The organism is Aeromonas sp. QDB11 (assembly GCF_027705265.1).
Lineage (GTDB): Bacteria > Pseudomonadota > Gammaproteobacteria > Enterobacterales > Aeromonadaceae > Aeromonas > Aeromonas allosaccharophila.
Map to the genome: position 1 here is coordinate 1 of NZ_JAPDBM010000081.1, position 17,823 is coordinate 17,823.

At 61.8% G+C, this 17,823-nt stretch carries 14 protein-coding genes; 12 read left to right on the top strand and 2 right to left on the bottom strand.

Annotated features, from left to right (window positions below):
* The first annotated feature begins 128 nt into the window (after positions 1 to 128).
* The 8 genes from OKC40_RS19790 (at position 129) to OKC40_RS19825 (ending at position 9,924) form a co-directional block, all read left to right on the top strand.
* Positions 129 to 614, top strand: a complete 486-nt coding sequence (locus tag OKC40_RS19790) for a YqhA family protein (protein WP_042657617.1) — start codon at positions 129 to 131, stop codon at positions 612 to 614.
* Between the two features lie 128 nt (positions 615 to 742).
* Positions 743 to 1,192: a hypothetical protein gene (locus OKC40_RS19795; RefSeq protein WP_270796708.1), complete on the top strand. Its 450-nt coding sequence runs from the start codon at positions 743 to 745 to the stop codon at positions 1,190 to 1,192.
* Positions 1,193 to 1,196: 4 nt separating this feature from the next.
* Positions 1,197 to 4,202, top strand: coding sequence for a YncE family protein (locus OKC40_RS19800; RefSeq protein WP_270796711.1), 3,006 nt, complete (start codon positions 1,197 to 1,199; stop codon positions 4,200 to 4,202).
* Complete coding sequence (locus tag OKC40_RS19805; protein WP_270796713.1) at positions 4,202 to 5,041, top strand: FTR1 family iron permease; 840 nt, start codon at positions 4,202 to 4,204, stop codon at positions 5,039 to 5,041. Before OKC40_RS19800 ends, OKC40_RS19805 begins: the two co-directional genes overlap by 1 nt.
* A 102-nt stretch (positions 5,042 to 5,143) precedes the next feature.
* Entirely contained in the window at positions 5,144 to 6,568 is a 1,425-nt protein-coding gene (locus OKC40_RS19810; RefSeq protein ID WP_270796714.1) for an NAD(P)/FAD-dependent oxidoreductase, read from the top strand.
* A gap of 142 nt (positions 6,569 to 6,710) precedes the next feature.
* Positions 6,711 to 7,271: a hypothetical protein gene (locus OKC40_RS19815; protein ID WP_270796715.1), complete on the top strand. Its 561-nt coding sequence runs from the start codon at positions 6,711 to 6,713 to the stop codon at positions 7,269 to 7,271.
* 106 nt (positions 7,272 to 7,377) lie between these two features.
* Positions 7,378 to 8,658 (top strand): hypothetical protein, encoded by a 1,281-nt coding sequence (locus OKC40_RS19820; RefSeq protein ID WP_270796716.1) that lies wholly within the window; start codon positions 7,378 to 7,380, stop codon positions 8,656 to 8,658.
* 54 nt (positions 8,659 to 8,712) lie between these two features.
* A complete protein-coding gene (locus OKC40_RS19825) occupies positions 8,713 to 9,924 on the top strand; it encodes a Bcr/CflA family multidrug efflux MFS transporter (protein ID WP_042059789.1) in 1,212 nt (403 codons plus the stop codon).
* A gap of 93 nt (positions 9,925 to 10,017) precedes the next feature.
* Here the strand turns inward: OKC40_RS19825 and nhaD are convergent, their stop codons facing one another.
* Together nhaD and OKC40_RS19835 are read right to left on the bottom strand one after the other, a co-directional pair.
* Complete coding sequence (nhaD, locus tag OKC40_RS19830; protein ID WP_270796717.1) at positions 10,018 to 11,442, bottom strand: sodium:proton antiporter NhaD; 1,425 nt, start codon at positions 11,440 to 11,442, stop codon at positions 10,018 to 10,020.
* A 107-nt stretch (positions 11,443 to 11,549) separates the two neighbouring features.
* Positions 11,550 to 12,017: a DUF4357 domain-containing protein gene (locus OKC40_RS19835; RefSeq protein ID WP_005333716.1), complete on the bottom strand. Its 468-nt coding sequence runs from the start codon at positions 12,015 to 12,017 to the stop codon at positions 11,550 to 11,552.
* 197 nt (positions 12,018 to 12,214) lie between these two features.
* Between OKC40_RS19835 and OKC40_RS19840 the strand changes: the two genes are divergently transcribed.
* From OKC40_RS19840 to OKC40_RS19855, 4 genes are all read left to right on the top strand, one after another.
* Positions 12,215 to 12,895, top strand: a complete 681-nt coding sequence (locus OKC40_RS19840) for an ABC transporter ATP-binding protein (RefSeq protein WP_270796718.1) — start codon at positions 12,215 to 12,217, stop codon at positions 12,893 to 12,895.
* Between the two features lie 30 nt (positions 12,896 to 12,925).
* A complete protein-coding gene (locus OKC40_RS19845; RefSeq protein ID WP_270796720.1) occupies positions 12,926 to 15,355 on the top strand; it encodes an ABC transporter permease in 2,430 nt (809 codons plus the stop codon).
* Positions 15,356 to 15,650: 295 nt separating this feature from the next.
* Positions 15,651 to 16,673, top strand: a complete 1,023-nt coding sequence (locus OKC40_RS19850) for a lipocalin-like domain-containing protein (RefSeq protein ID WP_442865910.1) — start codon at positions 15,651 to 15,653, stop codon at positions 16,671 to 16,673.
* Positions 16,674 to 16,934: 261 nt separating this feature from the next.
* Positions 16,935 to 17,417, top strand: coding sequence for an MgtC/SapB family protein (locus OKC40_RS19855; RefSeq protein ID WP_170872271.1), 483 nt, complete (start codon positions 16,935 to 16,937; stop codon positions 17,415 to 17,417).
* Positions 17,418 to 17,823: the final 406 nt, after the last annotated feature.

A 17,823-nucleotide genomic window follows, 5' to 3' on the forward strand; every position in this document is an offset into this window, starting at 1 on the left:
GGCGCCATGGTTCCAATGATGGGTTGTCGCCGGTAGAGTTTGAAAGGCAGTTTATTTTTCAGCAACAAAGTGTCTAGAAAACCAGGGGCGATTCACTATTTACCCCTGTTCCCAACATCGGAGTTTTCATGCGTCGATTCAATTTCATGCTCAATGGCAGCCGATTGATGATGTTTCCCTTCTACGTCTGCATTCTGGTGTGCGTGGCCCTGCTGATGGTGAAGTTTGCCATGCAGCTCTATCTGCTCTGCATCAACATCATCGAGATCCCCTACATGGACCTCATCACCGGTGTGCTGACCCTGGTGGACTTCGTGCTGGTGGCCCAGATGCTGATCCTGGTGGCGGTCTGCGGCTATGTGCAATTTATCCAGACCCAGGAGCAGCGCGAGGCTATCGGCGACAACTGGCTCAGCAAGATCAACTTTGCCTCCCTCAAGCTCATCGTCATCAACTCGCTGGTGACCATCGCCGGGGTGGAAGTGCTCAAGGCATTTCTCGAAGATGGCATCACCAATGAGGTGGAGATGAAGTGGTCCGTGGTGGTGTTTCTCGCCTTCTCGCTGGCCGCGCTCATCTATGCGGTGACCGAGCGGATGGCGGATCACAAATAGTCGGGCTTGATCACTGTGCTTGTTCAGCCTTGATTCACCAGCAATACAATTGATAACACTTTTCATTACTCTTACTGCGTTATAAACTTGCTCCCCCCGGGCTGCCCTGCCCGGGTGCTGGAGCCTTTATGACAAGCCTTTCCCTCTCACCCCGACAATTCTGGCAGTGGCTGGCCTACCACCATCAGGCCGCCGAGGGCACCCTCTATCTGATGTTCTTCTCCGGCCTGCTGCTGTGGGAGCCGCTGACCCCGATCTGGTCGCTGGCGCGCTGGAATCTGTTTTTCCATGTGATGCTCTCGCTCACCCTGTTTCCGCTGCTGTTTGGCGCCTTCTGGCTCTCTCATCGCAACCTGTTAAGCCGCAGCAACAAACCCTTTTTGCGCACCACGGGGCGGATTATCGAAGTCCTGCTGCTGGTCTGTCTGGCCAGCGGCCTGCTGCTGGTGCTGCACGGCACTCCGGGCGATGCCATGGGCAACCTCGCCAGCTGGGCCCACTGGCTGAGCGCGTTGGCGTTAACTCCTCTGGTGCTGCGCCACGCCTGGCGCTGGACCATCTTGAAATGGCGCACCTGATCCCATGTTGAAGTTATCGTTCTCTGCATATTTGTCACCCCTGCTGGCCCTCGTCCTGCTGCTGGTTAGCCCCTTTGCGTTTGCCCAGCAGATGGGCGCCGGGATGCTCGCCTATGAGGAGGGGCAAAGCCCGCGCCTCGTTACCGCCAACCTGAGCGCAGGCTCGGTCACCCTGCTTGAGCGCGATAGCGGCAAGCGGCTCAAGGAGGTGCCGCTGGGGGGCGATCTGCGCCAGCTTGCCCGCGCCGATGACGGCACCCTGCTGGTCACCGATTACAGCGGCGATCGCCTGCTGCTACTGGACGAAGATCTCGACCTTGAGAAAGTGATTCCCACCGGCCATAGACCCTACGGGATCATCTTCGATCCCAAGCGGCAGTGGTTCTGGGTCACGCTGTTCGAATCCGCTCGCCTGCAGGCCTACGACACAGCTGGCAACCTCCAGCTGGATACAAAGACCGCCGAGACTCCGCGCGGACTGGCCCTGACCGATGATGATCGCCTACTGCTGACCCACGCCATGACCGGCCAGCTCGCCATCTATGATCTCGCCAAGCTTGGCAACAGCGCCAAGGGCACTCCCCTGTCCGAGACTGCCCTGCCCAAGCCCAAACTCATCACCCTGGCCGAGACCCACAGCGACACCCCAAGCGACTCTCAAGGATTGCCACGCCTGCTCGATGGCATCGCCCTCTCCCCCGATGGCAGCGAGGCCTGGCTGCCCCACGTGCTGTGGAGCTTCGATCACCCCTTCCAGTTTCAGAGCACTGTCTTTCCGGCGGTCTCCATCATCGATTTGGATGAAGATAAAGAGCGGGTAGATGAAAGAAAGCAGCTCTTTTTGCAGATCAACCTGCCGAGCGTCGGCAACCGCAGCCAGATCGTCTCCAACCCGTTTGCAGCGCGCTTCGCCGCCGACGGCAAGCGGGTCTATCTGACGCTGGCGGGCTCGGAAGATCTGCTGGTGTTCGACCTCTCCCGCAGCGGCAAGTCCAACAACAACCGCCACCGCCGCAAGAAGTTTCAGGGGGGCGCCAAGGCGACCCAGCTGTTGCGCCACCTGCCGGGCCAGAATCCACGGGATCTGCTGATCGATGGCGACCATATTCTGGTGCACAACGCCATGGGGCAGGATCTTACCCGCCTCAATAGCGGCGGCAACGGCCCGTTTGCCCGGGTCACCGTCGATGTACCCCACTTCGCCAAGCTGGTAGAGACGGATCCCCGTCCCGAGCCGCTTCAGCGCGGCGAGCGGCTATTCAACCTGGGTAACACAGCGTCCAACTCACGCTTCCCCATGGCGGGAGACAACTGGATGAGCTGCAACTCCTGCCATCTGGACGGATTCAATTTCACCAACCGCTATCTGATGGCGGCCCATCGCCAGAAGAGCGGTGACAACGCCATCAACGGCCACGCCAACCTCACCAACATGGTGGCGGGGGATTTTGTCGGCGAATACCTGCGCATGACCCAGCAGACTCAGGGCGGCATGGGCCATGACACCCGCGATGGGGCCGAAGCGGTTGACCCCGCGAGGCCCCAACCGGAAGTGAAGGCGATGATGGAGGACTTACACGCCTTCGTCACCGCCGATGGCAACCTCCCCTATCTCGCCAACTGGCTGCGGCTCGATGCCCCGCGCACGGATCCCGCCAAGGCACCGACCACTCACCCGAAGGAGTGGCTCAACTCCGCCTCCTGCCAGAACTGCCACCAACAGGCGTTCAAGGACTGGAGCGAGAGCAACCACCGGCTGATGGGCAACTCCCATCCCTACTACAAGGTGGTGCAGGCGCTGGCCCGCGAAACCGAAGGGGAAGCGTTTGGCCAGTGGTGTCAGGGCTGCCACATGCCCCAGCAGGTGATGACAGGCCAGCTGGACCTGCCCAAGGGCTCCCACATGTTCGAGCAAGGCGGCGCCTCGCTGATTGCCGCCCACCAGGCGGGCGAACCTGTGGTTGAGGAAGGGACAGGCTGTGTACTCTGCCATCGCATCACCAAGCTCGAGGATGCAGGCGGCAACAGTGCCTTTACCGTGAATTTGAAAGACCGCGAGAGCTATGTGTTCGAGGATGCCGCGGGCGGCAGCCTCCAGCACTGGCTGGCCGAGCGGCAAATCAACGCCCGCCCCGCCATGCACAAGGTCTCCTACCAGAAAGATTTCTACCGCGACGCGGCCCTGTGCAAATCGTGTCACAACGAGTTTGCCCCGGGCACCGGCGCCAATATCGTCAACACTTGGGACGAGTGGGAAAAATCCAGCTTCGCGAACGCGAAGGATCCTGCCAAACGGCGTACCTGCATCGACTGCCACATGAACCCGGAGCCGGGCAATGGCGGCGCGCCGGTGGCGGGCCAGTCCACCGAAAACGGCACCATGAAGACGCGGCTCTATCGCCACAACTTTACCGGCGCCCAGCACCAGCTGGTGGGGCTGCGCAATCCTGCGCTTGAACAGGAGAGTCTGGCGCTCTTGCGCTCAAGCGCCACCCTCTCAGCCCGCATTGAAAACCAGAGTGGCCAACCTGCGCTGGTAGTAAGAGTCGCCAATACCGGCGCGGGCCATGCTCTGCCCACCGGGGTGGCCGATTTTCGTGAACTCTGGCTGGAGCTGACCGTCACCGACGCCAGCGGCAAGGTGGTGCTTGCCAGCGGCAAGCCGGTGGATGGCGCTGTCCCCGAGGATGCGCGACTGTTCAGAAAAGTGTTCGGCGATGCCGAGGGCAAGCCGGTGGGGCTCAAGTTCTGGCGCTACGCCAAACTGCTAGAAGATACCCGCATTCCGGCCGATGGCTGGCGCGATGAAGCCTGGCCGCTGCCCGCTGATGCCCAAGGGCCCTTCAAGGCCGATATCAAACTCAATTTCCGCACCTACCCCAAGTGGGTCAATGATGCGGTGCGCGCCGCCGAGCCCAGCTTGCCGGAGCCACCCATAGTGCAGCTAAATCGGTTGCAACTTACCTTGCAGCCTCTCCCCGTCACGCCCGCTACGGAGCCTCAATCCTGATGTTTGCAAGTTTTCTCATTACCCTGCGAGAGGGGCTGGAAGCCTTCCTGCTGGTCGGCATCTGCCTCTCCTACCTCGCCAAGCTGGGGGCGAGCCGCTACAACAAGTTCATCTATCTGGGTGTCGGGCTTGGCCTTGTCGCTTCCCTGATCGTCGCCTTCCTGTTCCAGGTGGTGGTAAGCCAGTTCGAGAGCGAGCGCTACAACCACCTCTTGATGGCGGGGATCCTCATCTTCGCCACGCTGGTGCTCACCTATATGGCGATCTGGATGCAGAAGCAGGCCAAATCCCAGGTAGGGGCCATGACGGCGCGCATCGATGCGGCCATCGACGGCGGCAACCTGTTTGGTCTGGTGCTACTCGCCTTTCTAGCGGTGATGCGCGAAGGGTTTGAAACCGTGCTCTTCTTCTCCGCCCTGCTCTACTCCGGGCAAGGGGTGGATCTGCAATCCGGCCTGATAGGCGCGCTGGCAGGGCTGCTGGTCTCCATCGCGCTGGTGTGGGGGCTGCTGCGCTCCACCCGCAAGGTGGCGCTGGCCCCCTTCTTCCGCTGGACGGGCCTGCTTATCATCATCATCGCCGCAGGTCTGCTATCGTCCGCCGTCAACATGTTGCAGGCGGCAGACATCATCACCTTCTGGACCACGCCGGTGTTCGACATCAGCCACATTCTCGACGATCAGGGGGTATTTGGTACCTTCCTGCGCGCCCTGTTTGGCTACAATGCCTCACCCGCTGGCTTGCAGTTGCTGACCTGGGCCCTCTATCTGGCGATCTTCGTTACCCTCTGGCAGCGCAGCTACCGCCCGCAGGTGAACGCCGCGTCCAGCAAGGGCTGAACACGCACGCCCTGTGGCAACAAGGCCACGGGGTAACAACACTATTCGGGAGCCGCGCCTTGGCGCGTTTCCCTTATCTATCAAGCAGTTTCGGAATAGGTCATGAGCGACAACAACAAGAAGCACATTGCGGTGCTGGGCGCAGGCCCCGCCGGTTTGATGGCTGCCTGGCGCCTGCGCCGCGCCGGTTTTACGGTCACCCTGTTCGAGCAGGAGCCGGTGGTCGGCGGCATGTGCGCCACCCAGACCTTCAAGGGGCGCGATGGCGAGTATCGCTTCGACTACGGCGGCCACCGCTTTATCACCAAAAACCCCGAGCTGCTCGCCTTTATCGACGAGCTGATGGGGGACGACCTGCTCCACGCCGAGCGCAAGAGCGTGATCCGCTTTGGCGGGCGCACCTATGACTACCCATTGAACCTGCCCAACCTGCTCAAGACGGCGCCGCTGGCCCTGATGGCCGGTGCGGTGAAAGACTTGCTGCTGTTGCCTTTTGCCAAGAAGCCCACCGATTTTGCCAAGGCGAGCTTTGCAGAGTGGATCCAAAGTCACTTTGGCCGCACCCTCTATCGCCAGTTCTTCGAGGGTTACACCGGCAAGCTGTGGGGCATCAACCCGGACAAGCTCTCCGCCGACTGGGCCGGTCAGCGCATCAGCCTGATCGATCTCAAAGACGTGGCGCGCCGCCTGCTGCCAAGACGCAACGGCAGCCTCTCGGTGCGCACCTATGCCCGCAAATACCGCTACCCCAAATATGGCTTCGGCCAGATCTTCACCACCCTGGGGGAGCGGCTGGTGGCAGAAGGGGTTGAGCTGAAAACCGGCGCCACCATCACCCGCCTTGAGCAGGCCGATGGCCGCATCGAACGGGTTTATTGGCAACAAGATGACGTTGAGCAGAGCGCCGCCTTTGATCAGGTGATCTCCACCCTGCCGCTGCCGCTCACCTGCCAGCATCTGGGGCTGGCGTGCTCCCTGCACTACCGGTCGCTTCGCTTCGTCAATATGCCGCTCAAACAGGAGAACCTGTCGGACAACACCTGGCAGTACCTCTCCGACCCCCATATTCTGGCCACTCGTTTGCAGGAACCGCGCCGCCGCAGCCCTTTTATGGCGCCACAGGGCCAGACCTCGGTGATGCTGGAGATCCCCTGCAATCCGGGGGATGCCACCTGGCAGGCACCGCTGGCCGATCTGCGCGGTCGGGTTACCGCTGATCTCGCCAGCCTCGGCGTCAATACCCAGAAGCTTGGCGATGAGACCTTCGAAGCCCGCAGCGAGTACGCCTATCCGCTAATGGATCTTGGCTATCAGGCTCGTCGCAACGAAGCCATCAAGGCGCTGATGCCGATCAATAACCTCATCATGACCGGCCGTCAGGGGACATTCCGCTACATCTTCACCGACACAGCCATGGAGATGGGGATGATGGCGGCCGACATGGTGATCGACGGGGTGGACAGACGTCACGCCATCTTCAATCATCGCAACGAAAATACCGTCATTGAAACCCAGAGTGTGGCATGAGATGCATTGTCGGTGTCCAACAGGTAGACAGACGCCGCAACACCTTCAACCAGCGCAACGAAAATACCGTGATTGAAACCCAGAGCGTGGCCTGAGTGCCGCGCCATGGGCATAACCTCTTGGCATAAGAAAGGAGAACAGGATGACCATCCGCCCGGGTTTACTCGCCCTCACCCTGCTGCTGACCCTGAGCGGCCAGGCGCAGGCTTACTCCTACGCCGCCGCCGGCAAGGAGCCACTGATCGACGCCCGCGAGGCGCTGCTTGGCGCCGCCACTGACGGCAAAGATGCCAGCGCCACCTTGAGCGAGATTGCCGACGAGTTGACCTATCTGGAACAGCACCACAAGGTGGAGCTGCAAGCGCCGCTGGCCGCCGCCATCAAGGCCCAAGATGCATCCGCCACCGCCGCCCTGCTCAACCGCGCCTACAAGGCGGAGATCGAGCGCCGCCTCGAAGGGGCCAGCCAGAACCTCGGCGACTACCAGACCGCCAAGGTGCTGGTGGTCAAGAGCAAGCGCTTCCTCGATTTGATCCTCCCATCACTCAGTGAAGGGGATCGCAAGGCAGCCGAACAGGCGCTGGCCAAGGTGCTGGATGCCATCGGTAACCCAGGGGTATTCGGGGTGGGCGCCAAGCCCGCCGATGCCGCCGCCTTTAGCGATGCAGAAAAAGCGCTGATGGCAGTGCTGGCGCCGCTTTGATGGCCTCCCATTGATGGCGACGCCCCCCCTCATCCCCACCCCTTCTCTCGCAAGGGGAGAAGGGGGGCGTCACCACGGCCGATTACGCTTCGCTAATCGACCCTACTTGCTGCTCCTGCTGCAACTGGTCTGGCTCGGCTGGCTGCTGGCCTTCCCGGTGGCGCTCGATTCCGACGATGCCCTCAATTTCGCCCACGGGGTGACGCGCTTTAGCGTGCTGGAGTTCTCACCCCACTTTCCGGGCTATCCCGCCTTTATCTGGCTGGCGCGGCTGATCAATCTGGCGGTCGACGATCCGGCCCGCGCGGTGCAATGGGCGAGCCTCTTCGGCACTGCGCTGATAGCACCGCTCGCCGCCTTGCTGGCGGTCAGATTGTGGCAGCGACCAAGCCTGCTCGCTCCCGTCTGGCTGCTGGTGCTGGCCCTGCCGCTCACCCCGACGCTCGCCCTCTCCGGCCTCTCGGACGGGCCGGCGCTCGCCGCCTGGCTCGGGACGCTGCTGGCCTTGCAGCAGCGCAGAATTGCGCTGGCGGGTCTGCTGCTGGGCCTCATGCTGGCGCTGCGCCCCTCCTACTTTGTGCTGGCGCTGCTGCCGCTATGGCTCGGGCTGGCGCAGCAGGGAACACGCGTCAGATTTGTGCTCCCCATCGTGCTGGTGGGGCTTATCAGCCTGCTCTTTGTCTGGCAGGCCGATGGCTGGGCCTATTTTGCCGAGGGGCGGCGCTTTACCGACGGCCACTTTACCCTCTGGGGCAACACCGCTGCGGCCCACGGCGATCGGCTGCTGAGCTGGGCGCGCACCTTCAACGAGCAGCTCACCCCGCTCTGGCCCTTGGCTGTCGGAGCCTTGCTGGTGCTGCCGCTTTGGCAAAACTCAAAAGGCCAAGCCACTACCCTCTCGCCGCTCTGGTCGCTCTACTGGCTCGCCCTGCTGCTCTGGACCCTGTTTGGCCAGAATCCCGACAATCCCCGCCATCTGGCCCCCATCACCCTGCTCGGTATCGTGCTGCTGGCAGGCTGGCTGCCACGTCGTGGTGAGTGGCTGGTCGCGGTCGCTGGCTTGCTGCTGCTCGCTGCAACCTTCACCCTGCCCCGCCCACCCGCCATGGTGCAGGCGGCAAGGCTTGCAGAGAAAGCCTGCCCGACGCTGGTGACCCAATGGGGCGTAAGATTGCTGCGAGAGACCACTGCCCTACCGGTGACAGACGGCTGGTACAAGGGAGATGCGGCGCTGGCACTCTCTCAAGGAGCCTGCCGTCTCAGTCGCCGCCCCATCGCCGCGAGCGAGATGCCCACTGCGGTGCGCCAGCACTGGTTTGCCCCGCGCTTTGCCGCCGAGCCCGGACTCTGGCTCGCCATACCGGATCCATCGGCGCGACAAAACTGATAAACTGCTTTTTTCGCGCTTTTCAACCCGACGTTTCGCATCACTGGACACCCTATGCCCCAATCGCCCACTGCTCAGGCTGCCGCCCTCTCCCCCCGTTTCCTGTTTATCCTGCTCGGTGCCCTGGCGGGCCTTACCCCGCTGGCGGTAGATATGTATCTGCCCGCCATTCCGGCCATTGCCCGGGATCTGGCCACCAGCATCGACGGTGCCCAGCTCACCATCAGCGCCTTTTTGGGCGGCTTTGCCATCGGTCAGCTCTTCTACGGCCCGCTGGCCGACAGCTATGGCCGCAAGCCGGTGATCCTGGCGGGGCTCACCATGTTTGCCATCGCCTCGGTCGGCTGTGCCATGGCGGACTCCCTGCCCGAATTGCTGGCCTATCGGATGTTGCAAGCCGCGGGCGGCGCGGCGGGCTCTGTGGTGGTCAATGCCCTGCTGCGCGACCTGTTCGAGAAGGATGCGTTTTCCCGCGCCATGTCGTTCGTCATTCTGGTGATGACCCTGGCGCCGCTGGTGGCCCCGGTGGTAGGCGGCTATATCAGTGCCCACGCCAGCTGGCGGGTGATCTTCTGGCTGCTGGTGGGGATCAGCCTGCTGGTCTGTCTGGTGATGCAATGGAAAATTCAGGAGACCCTGAAACCGGAACATCGCCAGCCCCTTAATCTCGGCCAGATCCTCAAGAACTACTGGGGGGTGCTCTCCCATCGCGGCGCCATGGGCTATGTGCTGTGCGGCTCCCTCTCCAGCTCCGGCATGTTTGCCTTCCTGAGCGGCTCCCCCTATGTCTATATCGAGTATTTCAAGGTGCCGACCGAGCACTACGGCTGGCTGTTTGGCCTCAATATTTTGCTGATGATGGTGGTCACCTTCGTCAACAGCCGACTGGTAAAAGGGGTAGGCGCCGAGCGGATGCTGCAATACGGCCTGCTGGTGCTGCCCTGCGCGGGCGCTCTGCTGATCTACAACGCCTGGAGCCAGACTGGCGGCCTGTGGGGCATCGTCATTCCGGTGGTGCTCTTTATCGGCCATATCAGTCTGGTGGGCGCCAACGCCATGACTGGCCTGATGGGCCACTTCCCGCAATCTGCGGGCACCGCCTCGGCACTGGCGGGCACCCTGCGCTTTGGCATCGGCGCCGTGGTCGGCATTCTGGTCAACCTCAATCCGCCCCAATCGCCGCTGCCCATGGCCATCGCCATCGCCTGCTGCGGCGTGGGTTCCACCCTGAGTTACTGGCTGCTGACGGGCAAGAGAGGAGAGTAGCTCCCCCTTCTCCTGCACCGACCACGATCCTTGCGTCTGGATCAACGAGGCCCCGCATCTACGGGGCCTCGCTGTTTATGGCGTAATGCCGATTCAGAACATGGCTCGATTGAGCAACAGATGCGCCCCTATGCTCACCAGATAACCGAGCACGATGGCAGGCAGCCACTTCAGGTGGCCAAAAAAGGTATACATGCCGTGGGCCTGTCCCATCAGGGCCACCCCGGCCGCAGAGCCAATGGAGAGCAAACTGCCCCCCACCCCGGCAGTCAGGGTCACCAGCAGCCACTGCCCCAGCGCCATATCCGGGTTCATCGAGAGCACGGCAAACATCACCGGAATGTTATCAACGATGGCCGACAATACCCCGATGAAGATGTTGGCCATGGTGGGATCCCCACCGGCATACAACCAGTGTGACACCAGCTCCAGATACCCCATAAAACCCAGACCACCGACACACATCACCACCCCGTAGAAGAAGAGCAGGGTATCCCACTCCGCCTTGGCCACCTTGTTGAACACGTCAAATGGCACGACAGACCCCAGACTGCGCAACCGCATATCATCTCCATTGCGTTCATAGAGCGCGCGCTTGCGGGCAAGGGAGCGTGGCAGCGATTTGCGCAAATAGAAGCCGAAGAACTGCAGATAGCCCAGCCCCAGCATCATGCCCAGTACGGGCGGCAGATGGAGGAAACTGTGGCACAGCACCGCCGTGGTGATGGTCAGCAGGAACAGCACGACAATGCGGCGGGCTCCCCGCTTGAGATCGACCACTTCGTTATCAGCCTCCGGCACATGGCGCGGCACCATCAGGCTCATCAGAATGGCTGGCACCAGGAAATTGAGCAGAGAGGGAATAAGCAGGGCGAAGAACTGGCCAAATTGCACCTTGCCCGCCTGCCACACCATCAGGGTGGTGATATCGCCAAAGGGACTGAACGCCCCACCGGCGTTGGCGGCGATCACGATGTTGATGCAGGCAAGATTGACAAAACGCCGATCACCGTTGGCCACTTTCAACACCACGGCGCACATCAAGAGCGCAGTGGTCAGGTTGTCTGCCACCGGCGAAATACAGAAGGCAAGCCCCCCGGTCAACCAGAACAGGGTGCGCAAGTGAAACCCCGAGCGTACCAGCCAGGCACGCAGGGCATCAAACAGCCGCCTGTCCTCCATGGCATTGATGTAGGTCATCGCCACCAGCAGGAACAACATCAGCTCGGCATATTCCAGCAGGGTATGGCGAAATGCCTGCTCGGCGACAGGGCTCATCCCCTGCTGTGCATAGGCGATACCGATCAGGATCCAGATCACCCCGGCGGCCACCAGCACGGGTTTGGACTTGCGCAGTTGCAGATACTCTTCAGCCATCACCAGGGCATAGGCCAATACAAACAATCCGACACAAAAAAGTCCGATGGCGGAGGATGTCAACAGAACAGGGCCACTACTGGCATGGGCGGGAGGGATAAACAGGGAAAGCAGCAAAATAATCCGGGTGAGCGCAGACATGGTCTCTTCCTTTTAGAACCATCTGGCCACGATGCTAGCACCTGGATGAAAAGAAAAATTCATCCAGGTCAATTAACGCTTAATTAGTGTGCGGTCGAGACGCCGGGTTATTTCTTGCCGAAACCCGACTGCTTGAGGGTATAGCCTGCGCTGTTTTGCCAGGCATCCAGACCGCTGCGGTTATTGCCCGCCACCAGACTGGCGGCCAGACTCGGGCTGTTGAACAGCTGATCGGCGGTAAAGACAAAGCCGCCCTGACTGCGGGGCACTATGACCCCCTTTTCCAGCAGTTCGTGACGCAGCTCGATCACCGCTTCACGCAGGGAGGCGGCATCCTCGCCATTGGCGGTGGAACCGGCCAGCACCATAAAGCCCGGATTTTGCCGCTTGCCCACCGGATAACCGTGGGCCTCGGCCCCTTTGCCGTTGAAGTGGTAGAGCTCGCGCTCCCCCGGCCGGTTGTCGGAGAGTGCCTTTTGCAGGGTCATCAGCTCGTTGTAGATCTCGATGGGGACGACGGCAGCCTGCTTGTTGCCCTTGCTATCGATGATAAAACTGACTTGCTTGTGTAACATCCTTGCTCATCCTGTGACCCATGGAAGCCCCTATTCTAACCACCTCGGGCAAGCGGGATCCAGCGAGGATCCACTGCTCTTTTGCCGCCTTGATCACTAACTGGCACTCTTGATCAACCGTAAGGGGTGTTGATCAATGCTGGCCGTGCTAGCGTACCAAGCATGATGAAAGCCATTGACCATCAAACGGTTATCCCATGCTGACCCTGCGCAACCTCTGCAAGAGCTTCGATAACGGCAGTGAACGACTGCCGCTGTTCCACCATCTCGATCTCGCCCTCCCCGCTGGCGAGATCACCCTGCTGCTGGGCCAAAGCGGCTGCGGCAAGTCGACCCTGCTCAATCTGATCGCCGGGCTGATTGCACCGGACGAAGGGGAGATCTGGCTGGGGGAGACCCGGATCGACACCCGCTCCCCCGACGAGCGAGCGCGCCTGCGGGGCCGCCATTTCGGTATCGTCTATCAGGATTTCAACCTGCTGCCGACCCTCAACGTGGCCGAGAATCTGGCCCTGCCGCTGGCCATCAACGGGCTGCCACCGGATGAGGCAAAGATTGACCAGTTGCTGCACCGGCTCGATATGAGCCACAAGCGCCATGCCTGGCCGGAGCAGCTCTCCGGCGGCCAGCGACAGCGGGTGGCGCTGGCCCGCGCCCTTATCCATCAACCCGGTTGGCTGCTCGCCGACGAGCCCACCGGCAGCCTCGATGAGCACAATGCCGAACAGGTAATGGCGTTGATGGTGGCGGCGGTGCGCGATACCGGCGCAGGCTTGCTGCTGGTGAGCCACAACCCCGCCTATGCCGCGCTGGCAGACAGGGTGCTTCGCCTTGAAGGGGGGCAACTTATCGAACTCAAGGGGCCCCGCCATGACTAAACGGCGACTGCGCCTGCTGGAGGCACGCTGATGCTGCCACTCAAAGCGCTGCTGCGCCTCTATCGCAGTCACCCCTGGTTGCTGCTGATGAGTCTGGCCGGGCTGGTATTGGGAGTATCGCTGGTGGTGGCCATCGAGCTGCTCAACCACAGTGCACGCACCAACTTTGTCGCTGCCCGCAGCCAGCTGGCAGGGGAAGCCAACTACCGGCTGGCCCCCGCTGGTGGGCTGGATGAACAGCTTTACGTGCAGCTGGTGACCAGCCAACCCGCCCTCGATGCCATGCCCCAGATCCATGGCTGGCTCAAAGATGAAGAGGGGCGCAGCTTTCAGCTGTTGGGAATGGATCTCTTCAACCCCGGCCCCCTGCGCCAGCTGTTTGGCGCCCGACCCGCGAGCGACCCCGCCTTTTCCCTCAACCGTGCCGACAGCATCTGGCTGGCAGCCCCCGAGGCGCAGCGCCTTGGCTGGCAAGCGGGCCAGAGCCGCCGCTTTGTGCTGGGCGGCAACGATGGCGCAAATGCCCGCCCCCTGACCCTGACGCTGGCGGGCACCTTCGAGCCGGGCGCCGTGCCCATGGAGCGACTGCTGATAACCGATATCGGCCTCGCCCAGCCGCAGCTGGGCAAAGCGGGTCGGCTCGATCGCATCGTCTTCAAGCTAAGCGACGCCGAGGCTCGCACCCTGCAGGCCACCCTGCAAACCGATTACCCGAACCAGCCCTTGTGGCTTGAGCCCATCAGCCCGGCGCTCGATGCCAGCCAGCTTGGCGATGCGCTGGCCCTCAACCTGACGGCACTCTCATTGCTCGCCATGGCGGTGGGATTGTTTCTGGTGTTCAACGCCCAGCGGTTTGTGCAGAGCGTGCGTCGCCCCCAGCTGGCCCAGTTGATCATTCTGGGGATGGGGCCGAGTCGGGTGCTCCGCTGGCTCATTCTGGAGCTACTTATTCTCGCCACGGTGGGCACCCTGCTTGGGGTGCTGCTCGGCAGCCTGTTGGCGCTGGCGCTGATGGGGCAACTGACCCAGGCGCTGGCCGATCTCTATGGGCCCAACCCCATCGATCTGTTGCGCCTCTCCCCTGTGAGCCTGCTCAAGGCGCTGTTGATCGGGCTGTTCGGCACGCTGGCCGCCAACCTGCCCGGCTGGTGGCAACTGCTGCGCCAATCCCCCTTCGAACTGCGCGCCGGGAGCAGCCGCCCTCCCGTGCATCCGTGGCGACGGCGCGTGCTGGCCATCGCCATCCTGCTGCTGTGCGCTCTGTGCCTGTGGTTGCCGCAAACAGGTCTGACCGGCGCCCTCTTTATCGCCGGAGGCTGGCTGCTGGCCATGGCGCTCTGGCTGCCCGATGCCCTGCGCGGCCTGCTTGGCTGGTTGCGACGGCGCGCGGGCGGCCCCCTCACCGCCCGGCTCGGGGTGGCCGAGACCCTCTATCACCTCGATCGCACCGCCATCGCGGTGATGGCGTTGCAGCTCGCCATCGCGGCGGCCATCGGCATCGGCGTCATGGTGTCGAGCTTTCGATCCAGCGTGGAGATCTGGCTCGGCCAGCGTCTGGCCGCCGATCTCTATGTCACCGCCCCCAAGGGGGTGGCGGGCAACAAGGGCACCTTGAGCGACACAACCATTAAGACCCTGCTCGCCAATCCGTTGGTGAGCGCCGCCTCGCGCCGCTCGGTGCACCCCGCCCGCTGGCAGGGGCAGCCCATCGAGTGGGCGCAGATGGACTTTATCCCCCAGCTTAAAGCGGCCTATCCGCTGCTGGCCGGACGCTGGCCGACCCGCCCAGACGAAGTGCTGGCGAGCGAACCGCTGACGGTGCGCCTTGGGGTCAAGGTGGGCCAGACATTGGCAATCAGCGGCGAACAGGGGCCAAGGCAGTTCACCGTCACCGGTGTCTATCAGGACTACGGCAGCGACAAGGGGCAGATCCTGCACGCCTTCGAGGCAGGAGCGGTGCAATCCCTCGCCCTCTTTAGCAACGACCCCGAGCAGCTGGCCGACCGCCTGCGCGAGCGCTATGGCGAGCAGCTCAATCTGCTCTCCGCCCCCGCTATCCACAGCGCGGCGCTCAAGGTGTTTGACCAAACCTTTGTGGTGACCGAGCTATTGAAGTTGCTGATCCTCGGCATCGCCTTTTTCGGGATCGGCTCGGCCTTTATGGTGCTGGGGCTGGCGCGCCGTGGCGAGCTGCAGACCTTGCAGAGTCTGGGCTTGAGCCCCCGCCACTGCCGCCAGCTGCTGGTGTGGCAAGGGGCAGGATTGGGGCTACTCACCGCCCTGCTGGCCCTGCCGGTGGGATATGGCCTCGCCTGGGTGCTGATCGAGGTGGTCAACCCACGCGCCTTTGGCTGGCGCCTCGCCTTTGAGGCCGCCCCCCTTCATGCGGTCACCGCCCTGTTGCTGGCGCCGGTATGCGGGGCACTCGCCTCCTGGTATGCCGCAAGGAGAGTGGTATGAGCCAACAACCGCGAGATACGCCAGCATGCTGGCTCTCACACCTGATACGTGGCGCACTGGCATCCTGGTATGCGGCAAGGAGAGTGGTATGAGATATCGGTTAGCGCACTGGCTCAGCCATGGCTTGAAGCTCCCATTGACCACTTCCCTCTCTCCGCCCCTTCTTCAGCGCAGAGAAGAGCACAGTGCGGCATCGAACCATCCCCTCTCCCTTCGGGAGAGGGCCAGGGTGAGGGGAAGCTTGTCCTCCTTACGGCCCCTGTGGCTCGCCGCCCTCTTGATCCCGCTGATTACCATGATCAGCAGCGCGCAGGCCAGCGATCTGGGCGCCCTGCTCGGCGGTGGCAACGACAGCTTTAAAAAGGTGCTGCCGGGGCAAACCATCCAGCTGCCGGAGGATCACGCCGCCCACCCCGATTACCGCTCCGAGTGGTGGTATCTCACCGGCAATCTCAAGGATGAACAGGGGCGTGAATATGGCATGCAGTGGACCCTGTTTCGCCAAGGGATCGAACAAGAACTTCGCACCAGCAACCCCTGGCTCACTCCCCAGCTCTGGCTGGCCCAGTTTGCCATCACGGATCTCGACCGTGGCAGCCACCAGCAAGATGAACGGGCCAGTCGGCAGGGGCCGGGACTGGCGGGGGCCAGCGGCGGTCAATATTGGCTCAGGGAGTGGCGGCTTGCCTCGCAAGGGGCTGCGCTCTTCCCAGCCACCCTCAAGGTGCAGAGCAAGATTGGCGAGCTGAACCTCACCGTCACCGCCGCCAAGCCGCTGGTGCTGCAAGGCAAGGCCGGTTACAGCGAGAAGAGCCCGGGCAACGCCTCCTTTTACTACTCCTACCCACGCCTGCATTTGAGCGGCACCCTGACTCGCGATGGCGAGACCCGCATCGTCACCGGACAAGGGTGGTTTGATCACGAGTGGAGCAGCTCGGTATTGGCCGAATGGCAATCGGGTTGGGACTGGTTTTCGCTCCAGTTGAACGATGGCCGCGAGCTGATGCTGTTTCGCCTGCGCACCAAATCGGGACGCACTGAGCCCGAGAACCGCTACGGCATTTTGATTGAGCGGGATGGCAGCAGCCGGGTGCTCGCCCCCGACGCGATTCGCTTTACGCCGGGCAACACCTGGCGCGGCCCCAAGGGGCAGAATTACCCCGTCGAGTGGCAGCTAAACGCCGCCGGAATGAACCTCACCATCAAAGCTCGTCAGCCCAATCAGGCCATGACAGGTCGCTTTGACTACTGGGAGGGAGCTGTCTCTGTCTCGGGGGATGCCAAGGGGGTCGGCTATCTGGAAATGACCGGCTATTAGCCTGCGGCCATCGCCGGTTATCCCTTATTCTGACGCTCGCTTAAAAAGCGGGACGCTATCAAGAACTCATTAAAATCCGACAACTTGGACAGCTTTTTACTCAACACTTTTTACTCAACACTTTTTACTCAACAAGGGAAGTCAGCGTTTGATACCCTGCGGATGAGGTCTCATGGCGTATTTTCGTACAGCACCCATGGCGACAGCATTAACCGGTTTGATTCGTTCAATTCATATGCAGCATGCACAAGGATGGCATTTATGTGGCAAGAGATCTGGCAGACCATCGTCTCCGAGTTCACCGATATTCAAGATATCAAGCAGATGACCCAGATTGTATTGCGCCTGCTGGTGGCAGGTCTGCTCGGCGGTCTATTAGGCTACGAGCGTGAACAGAAAGGGAAAAGTGCCGGGATCCGCACCCATATGCTGGTCAGTATTGGCGCCGCCCTGTTCGTGCTGATCCCCCAGCAAGCTGGCGCATCAACTGCCGATCTGACCCGGGTGTTGCAGGGGCTCACTGCCGGGGTGGGATTTCTGGGGGCTGGCACCATCATTCTGGGCACCCGACAAACAGAAACCAAGGGGCTGACCACGGCCGCCGGTATCTGGGTCACCGCCGCCATCGGCATTGCCGCGGGTATGGGCCGAGAGTCCACCGCGGTGCTCGCCACCCTGATCGCGCTGTTTATTCTGACCATCGTGCCTTGGCTGCTGGGGATCAAAAAAGAGGGCCGTGAGTAATCCTCACTGGCCCCCCACTGACTGCGGCCCTCTGCAGATACCGGCCACCCGAGTGGCCGGTCTGCTCGATGACCCGAAATCCATAGCCCTTATAACAGGGCATAACCGTGATATTGCCCAACCACTCCTGTCACTTGGCGCCAGTCGTCAAGGATGCCTTATCTGTTTATTTATTAAACTCCCCTCGCCCACTCAACCCGCTGCCAACTTGGCTCAAGTCTGATCCTTGTCAAAAAACCTTTCAAAATCCGAGCGATAACTAACTTTTTGCTCACTTTAATTGGTCGGTGTTTGATACCTTACTCATCCGGCCCTCACAGCCCCAAAAGCGTAACCGTTCACCGGGACGGTGTTGACAGCACCAACTCCTCCGGGAACGGGTAGTCGGTTTTCTCGATGCAGGACC